Raw genomic sequence first — 13377 nt, 5'->3', positions numbered from 1 at the left:
AAATCAACAACCACCTAAAATGAATTGGTTTTGTTTGAAAGTTGGGGAGAAATGAATAGTTAAATGGTTTATTAGTTTAATTGTTGAATGGTTATGAGCATTAAAAAAACCCGAGGTTATACCCGGGCTTTCAATTATTAATTACTCATTATTAATTATTCATTTCTTATGCTACTTTCAGCATACTCAATTTACTGCTGCTGAATTTGCGTTCTGCATATTCCAGTGTTATCTCGAAAGTTTTTACTTTTTGAGAAGGCAGTTCGTACATAGCATCGGTGAGAATGCTTTCGCAGATGCTTCTTAGGCCACGGGCACCCAGTTTATATTCGAGTGCTTTTTCCACCATAAAGTCATATACAGCAGGCTCAAATTTCAATTCAATACCTTCTATATCAAACAGGCGGGTAAACTGTTTTATTAAAGCATTTTTAGGCTCTGTTAAAATGCTGCGCAGTGTTTTTGCATCCAGTGGATTTAAATAGGTAACCACAGGTAAACGGCCCAGCAATTCGGGTATCAATCCAAAATGCTTCAGGTCTACCGCGTTCACAAAATGCAGCAGGTTATCGTGCTGGTATTCCTGCAATTCTTTATTTACATTAAAACCTATCGCATTGGTATTTACCCTGCGGGCAATTATTTTATCCACCCCATCAAATGCGCCACCGCAAATGAACAGGATGTTCTGTGTATTTACTTTGATCAGTTTTTGTTCGGGATGTTTTCTTCCTCCCTGTGGCGGTACCAGTACTTCGGTACCTTCCAGCAGTTTTAAAAGGCCCTGCTGCACACCTTCGCCACTTACATCTCTTGTAATAGATGGATTATCGCTTTTGCGTGCTATCTTGTCTATTTCATCAATGAAAACAATTCCTTTTTCTGCTGCATTCACATCGTAATTACAGGCCTGTAATAAACGGCTGAGCATGCTTTCCACATCTTCTCCTACATAACCTGCTTCGGTGAACACCGTGGCATCTACAATGGCAAAAGGTACATTCAGCATGCGTGCGATGGATTTTGCCAGTAATGTTTTACCGGTACCGGTCTCTCCCACCATAATGATATTACTCTTTTCTATCTCAACATCATTCTCCACTTTCTGGTTCAGCCTTTTGTAGTGATTATATACTGCTACGGATAATATCTTCTTCGCATCATCCTGTCCTATTACATATTCATCCAGGAAGTTTTTTATTTCGATCGGCTTTTTTACGATCAGTTTATGTGTGGGGCTGTGTGGTTGTTTGCTGTCGTTGCTGCTGCCCAGTTCCTGTTCAATGATCTCTTCTGCATGTTCAACACAGTTTTCGCAAATATGGCCATCCTGGCCGGCAATTAATATCTTGACCTCATCGCGGCTGCGACCACAAAAGGAGCAATGTAATGTTTGTTGTTTTGCCATTATAAGCTGGTATTAGTTGCCCTGTTTATTACACGGTTGTGCAAAGATACAAAGCATTCATGAGAACGTTTATGAGAGGACAATATTATGCTGAAAAATGTTGCTTATGGCTGGTTAAAGCCCTGTTAGTGGCCGGTTTCATTTAGCAGGTGGCGATAACCGGTTGATAAAAAGCAGGTTGCCAAAAATTGCCGCAACCCTTTAAATACCCTGCACCTGTTTAAGATGTTTCTGCAGCATTTGTTTTAACTGCCTTTTTACAATTGCACCCATGGTTTTGCATTTGGAAAAATAGGTGGAATTAAAATGTGCATTCAGTTCTTCCCGCAATATTTTCACTTTATAATTTTCAGAAAGTTCATCCTGCATCATAATATTCAACAATTCCATTAATTGTTTGCGGCTGGCAATTACACGGTAGGCCATAGTGGTCCTTTCTTCGGTTTGATATTGCTCAATCACTTCGGGGCTCAGGCTTTTTAATACCAGGTCCACATACTCAAAATTCTCTTTGTAAAACTGGGGCAGGTACAGGTTCTTTTTTCCTTCGTAGCATTGCTGGTCAAAATCAATAGCTCTAATCCTGTACTGGTAATCTTCTATATCCGGTGTTATGTCCACCACAAAATTGTAACTACGCATATCGCCCAGTAATCGTGCAAAGCAACGTTCGTTGAACTTCACAAATTCTTTTGCTATGCGGATCTTGTTCGTTTCAGGCAGGTGCATATAATCTTGTAAAAAAAGATCGCCGGGTATACCGGGTATATGTTCTTCCACCAATGTGTTCTTGTGATGCAGGAATGTAATGCGGTTGGGCGACAATAGATGTTCCAACTCCAATCCATAAATGCGGGAAGCGTCTGCTGCCTTTACATAGTAGTGATCGTAGTTATCATTTACCTTATTTCTTATTCTTATACGGAAGGGAACGCTGTTGCCGAATTCGCAGAAATCTATTCTTTCTACATCCAGATGCTTAATGAAATTGAGATTGCCTTCTGTTTTAAGAATGGCGTATGTTTTTATCAATCCTTCTTTTAAAAACTCCATTTCCTTCAGGTCGTACACGGCATTTTCCCAATGGGTGAATTTGCCATTCTTATCTTTTAGGGAAGTGGCATAGCGGTAATTTAACAGGTCTTTATATACAATGGGTAGTTTAATATCCCTGCCATAATTGCGCAGGTATTTTTGCAGGCCTTCGCTTACAGGAAAAATATCTTTCTTCATTAAAGGCCGGTCCACTTCCTGGCTTAGTTTTGCATTGATGATATCATTGAACTGCATGCTGTAAAAATACAATTAAGCTGTTACTGTTTTGTAATTAAACGCAAACTGCCCCAATTAAGGAGCAGCCTGCTGTATCAATTTATTACTATTACAATTTGTCTATCGTGCCATCCACGATTCCGTATGCTACTGATTCTTTGGCATCCATCCAGTAATCCCTGTCAAAATCCTGCATGATCTTTTCTACTGTCTGGCCGCAATTCTTTGCCAATAATTCTGCACCCATCAGTTTTGTTTTTCTTATCTGTTCTGCCATTATCTCCAGGTCGGCGCTGGTACCCTGTCCGCCGCCGCTGGGCTGGTGTATCATTACTTCGCCATGCGGAAATATAAAGCGCCTGCCTTTGGCACCACCGCTTAATAAAATGCTTCCCATGCTGGCAGCCATTCCCATACATACGGTACTTACCGGCGAGCTGATCATCTGCATAGTATCATAGATCACCATACCACTGGTTACCACACCGCCCGGGCTGTTGATATAAAAAGTGATCTCTTTGCCCGGGTCAAGCGCTTCGAGGTACAGTAATCTTGCTGTAATGTCTTTTGCGCTTTTATCATCTACAACGCCCCATAAAAATATCTTGCGCTGCTCAATAAATTTCTTGTCAAACTGCCAGCCGCTCATCATCTTTTCCATGGCACTCTCCGGCAGATCCTTTGGGTTTTCTTCTTCGTCTTCGTTCCTGGTTGTTCTGTTGTATAAATTCATTTTAAGAAAGTTTAGATGTTTAGTGTTTATAGGTTTAGGAGTTTAGTGTTTAGAAGTTTAGTCTGTAACACATATAACACAGACTTTGTACTTACCACTTTGTACTGTTTTATTTATCCTTTTTTACTTTTCTTGGATTCATTACCAGTACTTCATCCACCATACCGTATTCTTTGGCTTCGGTACTTGTCATCCAGTAATCCCTGTTACTATCGATCGCTACTTTGTCAACCGGCTGGCCTGTATGAAAAGCAGTTATTTCGTATAGTTCCCTCTTTATTTTTTTTACTTCGTTCACAGTAATTTCTATATCTGTGGCTTGTCCGCCGGCACCGGCGCTGGGTTGGTGCATCATGATGCGGCTATGCTTTAGTGCGGTACGTTTTCCTTTTGCACCGGCACAAAGTAATACCTGGCCCATACTGGCTGCCATTCCTGTGCAGATGGTAGCAATATCCGGGGTGATGAACTGCATGGTGTCATACATTCCAAGGCCTGCATATACACTTCCGCCCGGGCTGTTGATGTACATCTGTATATCACGGGTTCTGTCGGTGCTTTCTAAAAACAGCAATTGCGCCGTTACAATGTTTGCCACTTCATCACTGATGGGATAACCCAGGAAAATGATCCTGTCCATCATCAGCCTGCTGTACACGTCCATTACCGCCACGTTCATGGGCCGCTCTTCGATGATATTGGGTGTAAGGTTAGTTACGTTGTGTTTGATATATCCATCCAGTGTATTGCTGCTGATGCCCTTGTGCTTAACAGCAAACTTTTCAAATTCTTTTCCAAAATTCATATGCTATAAGATTAATGTTGTTACAAATATAGTTGATAGTGATAAAGATGAAATCAACTTTCTGTTTACGGTAAGTGGCAAAAAGCATTCCTGTTTAAATAACTGCCAAAATTGCAAAAAAAGTCCCCTCCAGGTAATGGAGGGGACTTGCATTTATTGAAATCAATACTATTTATCTCAACACTTCGGTTCTGCCTACGGCTAACCTGTTTCCATTTATATCAACAACTTCCACCCAGTAAACACCCGATCCGTGTCTTCTCAGATCCACATCCATTCTTGCGTATGGTGCAGAGATCGAGTAGGTTTGAGTTTGCACCCTTTTACCCCTGGCATCGTATACATTGATACCGCGAGGCAGGCCGCCGTTGTTAATGATACTGTAGTATCTCACCTGGAATCTTCCGTCGTTAGGAGTAGGATAGATGAATACCTTTCCGCTTGCAGAATCTTTCAGTGATATCAGGTTGGATGTATTGGTACAACCGTTTACATCATTCACCCTGAGTGTGTAATCTCCTAATCCATCTACATCAACCAGCAGCGAGCTTCCGCTTGCATTTGGAACTACCGCACCATTCTTGAACCAGGTGTAGCTGGCTGCAGGAGGAGCAACAGTTGAGAAGATGGTGGTTTTTAATCCAGGGAACAGTTTGGTATAAGGCGATGCCGCAATTACCACTGTTGGTAATGGATTAACTGTTAATTTAACCACGTTAGATGCTTTAGGAGCACAAGGTGTAGTGCTTACAGAATCCCTGTACAGGTATCCGTTCATTGAAACCGGAGGAGCAGATATGGTCAGTGTGCCTGTATTTGCACCTGCATAGATACCGCCGTTGGCTACGTTGGTCCATGTGTTACCATTATTGATACTTACCTGCCAGTTGTGTGTTATTGAAGAACCGGTAGCCACAGCTGTAAAGCTTGCCACTTTGTCTGTACAAACAGCCACATCAGTTGGCTGAGTTGTGAATGCTATTGGTTGGTTAACAGTAACCACTACAGTTTTACCCGGAGAAGTACAAGCTGTTACCGCTGGTACCACACTTACACTTCCTATAAAGTAGTATGGAGTAAATGTAGGAGCGCCTGGTACTGCAGGACCTGCATAACCGATATTGGCACCAGTGATGATGTCCACACCGGCATTGGTTGCTATCAGCTGTGTACCTGCGTTGCTGAATACAAGGTTTGGAGTAGCTCCAAGCAATGCACTCACCAGGATACCATAGGTACCACCCGGAGGTATCACAATGTTCAGGTTAGACAGGAACGGCTGAACGTTAGGGAAACCAATGGATGTAATGGTTGCGTTTCCGGCCAGGGTCCATCCGTTTGCAGTGGTGATTGCACCCGGTAAACCGTTTACAGCACTTGTTTTGTAATAAGCCGCCACATCAGTAGCACCAGTAAGGTTACACATACTGGAGATATTGGTTAATGTAACAGCGTAGTTGTTATTGTTCCTTACATTGAATGTAAGGGTTGTAAAGAATGTAGTTGCTGTATTGGTCATTGTTACAGTAGAAGGTGTAGGCGGCAGACTTTTTACAGTTGCTACATAAGGATATACACCTGATGGCGTAGGCCTTGCCCATACTGAATCTACTGCTGTACCCGCTACATATGCGTTAAGAGCAGCTGCATCAGAGAATAATCCGGCAGCAGGAGTCCACACTGCTGGAGTAGCAGGAACACCCACTACATAGTCAATATCCAGTGACCAGCTATTCAAAGTACCACCGTCCGGAGCACCTGCATCATACATTGCGAGAGTCCATGTACCGTTTGGTACAGAGTACAGACCACCGATGGTTGGAGTGTTTGGAATATATCCAACAGGACCACCAGGGAATGTGAAGCCAAATGCTGCAAAAGTAGCACCGGCACCATCTGCTTTAAATGTTTCGCTGAACGGAGCAGTACCTGCACTCAACAGTTTAGTACCTGCAGAGCTGATGACAGTATTTGTAAAGTTAGCTCCAGGATTGTTGGTGTAAGAAAGCATCGCATCCAGGTTATATACATTACCGTTAGGCGCTTTCAATACCATTACCAGATCACCTACATACGCATGCGTAATGTTTGATTTAACCCTGATGTTAGTGATAGTACCATTGGTTGGGATACCAGATACAGTGATGTTAGAGCTGGTAGCTGGATAAGTTGTTGGAACCGGTGGAATAGTTGGACCATCCGGTATGGTGATATTCACAGCACCTGAGTTAAAGGTAGCAGTGTAAGACTGGGATGTTGAGCTCTTCAGTTTAACTGCAGCATCGCCTAAGCACATCAGCACTGAAGCCGGTGTAATAGTAGGCGCTGGTGGAGTATAATTTACAAGTGCTACTGCAGTACCGATACAACCAGTTGTGCTGTTGGTACCGGATACAGTGTAAGCTGTAAACGCTGTTGGAGCCGCATATACTGTTGCTGTCTGTGTACCTGCGATATATGGTGCAGTTGCAACTGCATCTGTGAACAGACCAGCTACAGGAGACCATGTATAAGTGTTGGCACCACTTGCAGTCAGCAATGTTCCGCTTACACCCTGGATACCACCGCAAGTTGAAGTTGGTGTAACTGTTACGGTTGGTAAACCGGTAATGGTCAGTATCGCTCCGTTTGACACTGCATTTGGAGGACATGTACCACTAACAACGCAACGGTAACGGTAGTTATTCATTGCAGCAGTTGTAGGACTAACTGTTAAAGTAGTTGTGGTTACACCAGTATATGGAGTACCATTGGTTAAGTTGGTCCAGGTAGTTCCACCGTTGGTGCTTACCTGCCATTGATATGAAATACCAGCACCGCTTGCACCTACAGTGAATGTTGCAGGTAAACCAGAACATACATTCAGGTTAGCTGGCTGTGAGGTGATAGCAGGACGAGGATTTACAGTTAATGTAATAGAAGCCTGCCTTACGCAACCTGCACCGTTATCTGCAAATACTGTGTAAGTAGTTGTAGTTGCAGGTGAAGCTGCAACAGGGTTACCTGTTGACTGGTTAAGACCAGTGGTTGGTGTCCAGGTATAAGTTAAACCCGGAACGATACCAGTTGAGCTGAATGTGATGCTGAAACCACCACTTAGTGTACCAACGTCTCCGCCGGCATCATCTACTATGTACAATCCCCAGTTACCATTCGGGTTACCGGTAAATGTAGACAGCGGGAATGAACCTACAGGAGTTGTAGGGCCACCAGGGAATGGATCTGCAACACCACCCAGGTCAGTTGGTTTATAAATACCGGTAGCATTCAGACCTGTGGTCATATTGCCACCAGCTGCGTCATCAAAAGTATAGTTTACACCACTAATAGCGTTACCACCACCTGCGTCAGACATCAGCATTACCACCTGGCCCGTTGGAGAAACCAGTGCAATATCCATATCTGCAGGGAAGGTGTGTGTAAGACCGGTTAAAGTAACCGATTTAACTGTTACACCTGTAGTTGGTAAACCGCTTACAGCAATTGTTGACGGATATGGGTTAGCAGGAGAACCTGTTCCGGCTCCTGTACCTGTACCTGGTATTGTAATGCTGGTGGTTGATGTAAATGAATTGGTAGTAACACCCACAACAGTCAGTAACGCAGGATCTCCTTGGCATAATGTTGTAGCTACATCAGAAATGATGGCCAATGGTGAACTTGCAGTAAATGTTACTGTACCCATTGAAGAATATACTGCTGTACAACCTGAAACCTGTACAAGCGCACGGTATAAAGTTGTAGTTGCAGCATTTGCAAATGTCAAAGTATTGGTTGTGTTGGCAATATTGGTCCATGTGGTACCGCCATCAGTTGATGATTCCCAACGAACGATAGCGCCGTTTTGACCTGATAAAGTGAATGTACCACCATTAGGTAATCCGCACACCGGAATATTAGCCGGAGATATGGTACCGCCAATTGTTGCAGCTGCAACAGTTAAAGTTGCAGAAAGACTGGTAGCCGTCGGGTTACAAGAACCTGTAACCACGCAATGGAACAGGTTACCATTTTGCGCCAGTGCAGCAGTAAATGAATACGTGCTGGCTGTTGCACCTGGTATATCTGTCCAGGTAGTACCGCCATTGGTACTTACCTGCCATTGGTAGGTAACACCGCCTGTAGCTGTTGCAACACAGGTAAAGCTTGCTGTAGAAGCGTTACAAACTGTAGTGCTGGTTGGCTGTGTAACAATATTTGGAGAACACAGGATCAAAGGAGTGATCAAGGTAACAGTATCTTTATAAGACACCCTTACGTTTGATGCATTGAATAAGCTGGTGCGCATGTTAACTGCAGCAGCATAATCAAGCACGATATCATCCACCCACCATCCTGTAGGTGAACCGGTACCGGCTGTATTATCATCAGATGCGAATCTGAATCTTATTTTAACTGACTGACCTGCATAAGCTGCCAGGCTGATCACGGTATTTACAGGTAAACCTGCACCGGTGCTCTGGCCGGTAAATGCTGCTCTTCCTGCAAGGTTGTTACCAACACCTGCGCCTAAGCCACCATTGTATCCACCAGTAGTCATGTTAGGACCAAGATCTGTCCATGATGCACCACCGTTAGTGCTGATCTCTACAACACCACCATCCCATCCGGCTTCAGTATTGTACCTGTGCCAGAAGCTTAATTTTGGATAAGAGTTCAATGGCAATGCAATTGCATTGGTCAGTTCTAATTTCTGATCAGCTGCAATAGTAAGGTTCTCTACAAAGAAAGCATTAGGAGCACTATGGCTTTGTGTTGATACCACCGACCATACGTTACCCGGTGTAGCAGTGGTTGTCCATGTTGATGGAATAGTTGCACCTGCCACCGTTTCGTTCAGTAAAGTAACCGGAGGGAAATAAGAACCGGCATTAACAGTAACACTGAATGGATAGTTAGTAGTACCACCGTTTTGAGAAACAGGGAAGCTAACTACTCTTGTAGCATTATTATAAGTACCTCCACTTGCCCATGTTACGTTGGTAGGCAATGTATCTGTTAAAGTGTAGCCTGTAATTGCAGAGCAGGTAGTTACTTTATTAGAGTAGAAGATAGTTTGACCTTCTGCAACACTTGTCATACCGTTCTGTGTTAAAGACAGGCTGATCGGAGGTGTAAAGTCAGGCGTCTGGTCAGTTACACTGTTGGTAGAACCTTCAGATGCAAATGCACCCATACCCCTTCTTCTGAATGCTTCCCAGATAGAGCAATAGTACTGACCACCGTACAGGTTCTGATCTGCCTGCAGGATCGCATTTCTACCGCTGATGAAACCCGGGCTACACTGCTGCAACCTTAAACCTTCTGTTACCAGCTTCATGGCAATGGTATTACCACCACCACCTGCAAGGTCGTAAAGGTTAGGGTTGATGGTACCTACCTGGTTAATGATATTCCAGGTCATGTCCCATAAGGTAGCACACCATATCTCACCCCTGTCATGTGGCAGGGCCGGGATAGTAGCTGCGTACACTTTATTGTTCACAGTAAAGTCTGTGCAATATTTTTGAGAACGTATACCTAAACCGGTGATTGGCTGGTTCAGTGCATAAGTTCCGATACCTCTTGGAGAGTTGAAACCGGTATTCAGGTTAGAAGTTGACCAGTCCTGTGTGAACATCAGGCAGTAGTAGTCACTCCATCCTTCACCCATTTGTTCAGCATTACCCAAACAGCTGGCGATACCACCACCGGTAAAACGGTTACTGATACCATGCCCATGTTCGTGGGTGATGATACCGTTATCCACGTCACCATCACGCTGAGGGCTTGATAAGGTCCACAGGTACATCTGCATTCTACCGCTACCACCATCTGCCGGTGTAGCAAAGTTGGCATTGTTGGTACCGCTACCATCCTGCGCTTCTGCATTTACGTGGTCATTACCAACACCACCCCTTCCAAGGTTATCATCCTGGAAGTTGGCACTTGGTTCGTTGAAACCATATATATACATAACGTCATGTACGATATTGTTCCAGTAAAACAGGTTGGTGATATTGAACTGCTGGTTCTGCACCGGCGTAGTTTGTGTTGGTGCTACCGTAAAGTTCGGTGCAAAGTTGAAAGTAAGATCCGGTAAAGCAGTGGTTGAGCTTGCTGAAGTTGCAATAGAACCAGCATTGGCATTACCCTGATCCTGGTATGCCCATACGTTGTTACCACGGGTATAGTTGTAATCAGTTGATCCGGCACCGGTATGCCATTTTAATGTAGTAGCGTTACCAGGTGCATTTGTCCATGGACTTGTCCTGGTTGCAGGCGTACCACCCGGGTGGATAGGACTTTCTGCAGGGAAAGGAATTACATTATAGATCGCAGAGTTCACAGCATTAGGGCTGGTCTCGTCGGTCAGTTTATTCAGTTGTTGAAAATCGAAAGGATTGTTGCCCGCAACATTTTTAGCTACCGGGTCTTTGGTGAATTCTGGGTAATTGATATTGGTTTCACCAGGCAATTCTGGTTTACCCCAGTTATCATATACCGTAAGGTTGCTGGAGTTGATGATACTGTTGTCAGTTGCATCCACCCTTACCAGCCAGTAATCGGAATTGGCTTTAGGTATAAAATATACCTGCCAGCCTAATGACATACCAACAACAGAAGTTACATTGTTGGTTGTTTTTTCAATGGGCACCCACATTAAGTTGGCCGTGATGTTCTCACGGGTTACACCCATGTTGCCAAATTCCACTTTATTACCATTGTCTTTTCTGCTGATGGCAATGGCCATTTGTGTTGGCACCAGTTTTTTGTCTGATAAAGCAGACTGTACCGCTGCTTCCGCTGTAACGGAGGGCAAGCCTGTTTTACTGTTGGCCAGTTTTTCCATGCTGTGGTTAAAAGTACCCGCATTGGAAAGCAGCCTGTTGTTTTTAAAAGCAAGAACCAGCATCTGGTTATAAACAGGTATACCCTTGTACGTCTGTTGCAGGTATACCATCCTTATACCGGAGGCATTGTCGAGATAGGTTCTTGAGACCATAACATTGTCCAGTTCTGTTTGCGACAAACCCAGCGTGGCTTTGTTTGCGCTAACCAACTGCAATGCTACGTTGTCGTCTGCATTGTTTGATTGTGCACTTGCGATAAATACACTAAACAATAACGGAAAAATCAAGAGGAGAATTCTTCTCATAAGTAATTGTGTTAGTTTGTAATTAGTGACCGTTTAGTTATAATAGTTATAGTTGTAAAAAAAGCCTGGTTTTGCAAAAAACGGATACTGGAGATTCTATAAAGTCTGTACTGATTGTAGTTAAACAATTGTTATCAAACAGAAATAGAGGTGGAAAATTACATCATTTTGCATATTGAACCAATATTTTTTAAGGGTTTTGAGATAAAAAAGCCCCAAAGCCTTTACAGGCCTGAAAAATATTTTTTTAACCCCAAAATCTTTTGGCTGGCAACCGCTACCGGCGCATTTGGAAAGGCTTTTATCACTGGCTTATAAATTATATAGCATCTTTTTATCAGGCATATATTTATTGTACCATTTTTTTTGACATTCCCAGTCCGTAACCCTACCTTTGCAGCCTGAAAAAATAAGCCTTTATAAAATTAATTGATATTTTATGGTAGAAATTAAACCGGATGAAATTTCGGCGATCCTTCGCCAGCAGTTGAGCAATTTTAATGCTTCTGCAAGCCTGGAAGAAGTAGGTACCGTATTACAGGTGGGTGATGGTATTGCCCGTGTATATGGCCTTAATAATGTACGCAGTGGTGAACTGGTGGAATTTGACAATGGTGTAAAAGCCATCGCTCTGAACCTGGAAGAAGATAATGTGGGTGTGGTATTGATGGGCGACAGCAGCGAGATCAAAGAAGGTGATAAAGTAAAACGTACCGGCCAGATCGCTTCTATTAAAGTGGGTGAAGGTATGAGCGGCAGGGTTATCAATACCCTGGGTGAACCGATCGACGGTAAAGGTCCTATCAAAGGTGAATTATACGAAATGCCGCTGGAGCGTAAAGCACCCGGTGTTATCTTCAGGGAGCCTGTAAAAGAACCCCTGCAAACAGGTATCAAGGCTATTGATGCGATGATCCCTATCGGCCGCGGACAGCGTGAGCTGATTATTGGTGACCGCCAGACCGGTAAAACGGCTATCGCTATTGATACCATCATCAACCAGAAAGAATTTTATGCAGCAGGCAAGCCTGTTTACTGTATATATGTTGCTATCGGGCAAAAAGCTTCTACCATTGCGGGTATCATGAAGACTTTGGAAGAGAACGGCGCTATAGCTTATACTACTATCGTAGCGGCTTCTGCTTCTGATCCTGCTCCTTTACAGTTCTACGCTCCGTTTGCGGGTGCTGCCATTGGTGAGTTCTTCCGTGATACCGGTCGTCCTGCATTGATCATTTATGATGATCTGTCAAAACAGGCGGTGGCTTACCGTGAAGTTTCTTTGTTACTGCGTCGTCCACCGGGCCGTGAGGCTTACCCAGGTGACGTATTCTATCTGCATAGCCGCTTACTGGAAAGGGCTGCAAAAGTTATTGCAAAAGATGATATCGCCAAACAGATGAACGATCTGCCGGAATCTATCAAGCACTTGGTAAAAGGTGGAGGTTCTTTAACAGCATTACCGATCATCGAAACACAGGCAGGTGACGTATCTGCTTATATTCCTACCAACGTTATCTCTATCACCGACGGACAGATCTTCCTGGAAGGTAACCTGTTCAACGCCGGTATACGCCCTGCTATCAACGTAGGTATCTCGGTAAGCCGTGTGGGTGGTAACGCTCAGATCAAATCCATGAAAAAAGTGGCTGGTACACTTAAACTGGACCAGGCGCAATACAGGGAACTGGAAGCCTTCTCTAAATTTGGTGGCGACCTGGATGCTGCTACCAAATACGTGATCGATAAAGGTGCCCGTAACGTGGAGATCCTGAAACAACCACAGTACAGCCCGTTCAGCGTGGAAAAACAGGTAGCGATCATTTACCTGGGTACACAAGGTTTACTGAGGGATGTGGCAGTTAAAAATGTAAAAGCATTTGAAGACCACTTCCTGATGGAAATGGAAAATAAATATCCTGAGATCCTGGCTGAATTTAAGAAAGGCAATCTTGCTGACGAGTCATTGAAGAAAATGACCGAACTGGCAAAAGGATTAACAGCGCAGTATAAATAACCTG

The 13377-nt window shown here is 43.7% G+C and carries 6 protein-coding genes; 1 reads left to right on the top strand and 5 read right to left on the bottom strand.

Features of this window, described 5'->3' with window-relative positions:
- Positions 1 to 166 precede the first annotated feature (166 nt).
- The 5 genes from clpX to QM738_RS08960 form a co-directional block, all read right to left on the bottom strand.
- Positions 167 to 1408 (bottom strand): ATP-dependent Clp protease ATP-binding subunit ClpX, encoded by a 1242-nt coding sequence (gene clpX / locus QM738_RS08980; protein ID WP_462276353.1) that lies wholly within the window; start codon positions 1406 to 1408, stop codon positions 167 to 169.
- A gap of 201 nt (positions 1409 to 1609) precedes the next feature.
- On the bottom strand, positions 1610 to 2698 hold the full coding sequence (locus QM738_RS08975) for a hypothetical protein (RefSeq protein WP_462276352.1): 1089 nt from the start codon (positions 2696 to 2698) through the stop codon (positions 1610 to 1612).
- A gap of 91 nt (positions 2699 to 2789) precedes the next feature.
- On the bottom strand, positions 2790 to 3413 hold the full coding sequence (locus tag QM738_RS08970) for a ClpP family protease (RefSeq protein ID WP_462276351.1): 624 nt from the start codon (positions 3411 to 3413) through the stop codon (positions 2790 to 2792).
- A gap of 109 nt (positions 3414 to 3522) precedes the next feature.
- Positions 3523 to 4218, bottom strand: a complete 696-nt coding sequence (locus QM738_RS08965) for a ClpP family protease (protein WP_462276350.1) — start codon at positions 4216 to 4218, stop codon at positions 3523 to 3525.
- Between the two features lie 172 nt (positions 4219 to 4390).
- Positions 4391 to 11356 carry a M36 family metallopeptidase gene (locus QM738_RS08960; RefSeq protein WP_462276349.1) on the bottom strand — a complete coding sequence of 2322 codons (6966 nt, stop codon included), beginning with the start codon at positions 11354 to 11356 and terminating at the stop codon, positions 4391 to 4393.
- A gap of 439 nt (positions 11357 to 11795) precedes the next feature.
- Between QM738_RS08960 and atpA the strand changes: the two genes are divergently transcribed.
- Complete coding sequence (gene atpA, locus QM738_RS08955; protein ID WP_462276348.1) at positions 11796 to 13373, top strand: F0F1 ATP synthase subunit alpha; 1578 nt, start codon at positions 11796 to 11798, stop codon at positions 13371 to 13373.
- The last annotated feature ends 4 nt before the right edge of the window (positions 13374 to 13377 follow it).

Source organism: Ferruginibacter sp. (assembly GCF_049840995.1).
GTDB lineage: Bacteria > Bacteroidota > Bacteroidia > Chitinophagales > Chitinophagaceae > Ferruginibacter.
This window is presented reverse-complemented; position numbering and strand designations above follow the sequence as displayed.

Excerpts from the sequence above, each read along its gene's own strand:
- clpX (WP_462276353.1), bottom strand. The coding sequence starts at position 1,408 with ATGGCAAAACAACAAACATTACATTGCTCCTTTTGTGGTCGCAGCCGC.
- QM738_RS08975 (WP_462276352.1), bottom strand. The coding sequence starts at position 2,698 with ATGCAGTTCAATGATATCATCAATGCAAAACTAAGCCAGGAAGTGGAC.
- QM738_RS08970 (WP_462276351.1), bottom strand. The coding sequence starts at position 3,413 with ATGAATTTATACAACAGAACAACCAGGAACGAAGACGAAGAAGAAAAC.
- QM738_RS08965 (WP_462276350.1), bottom strand. The coding sequence starts at position 4,218 with ATGAATTTTGGAAAAGAATTTGAAAAGTTTGCTGTTAAGCACAAGGGC.
- QM738_RS08960 (WP_462276349.1), bottom strand. The coding sequence starts at position 11,356 with ATGAGAAGAATTCTCCTCTTGATTTTTCCGTTATTGTTTAGTGTATTT.
- atpA (WP_462276348.1), top strand. The coding sequence starts at position 11,796 with ATGGTAGAAATTAAACCGGATGAAATTTCGGCGATCCTTCGCCAGCAG.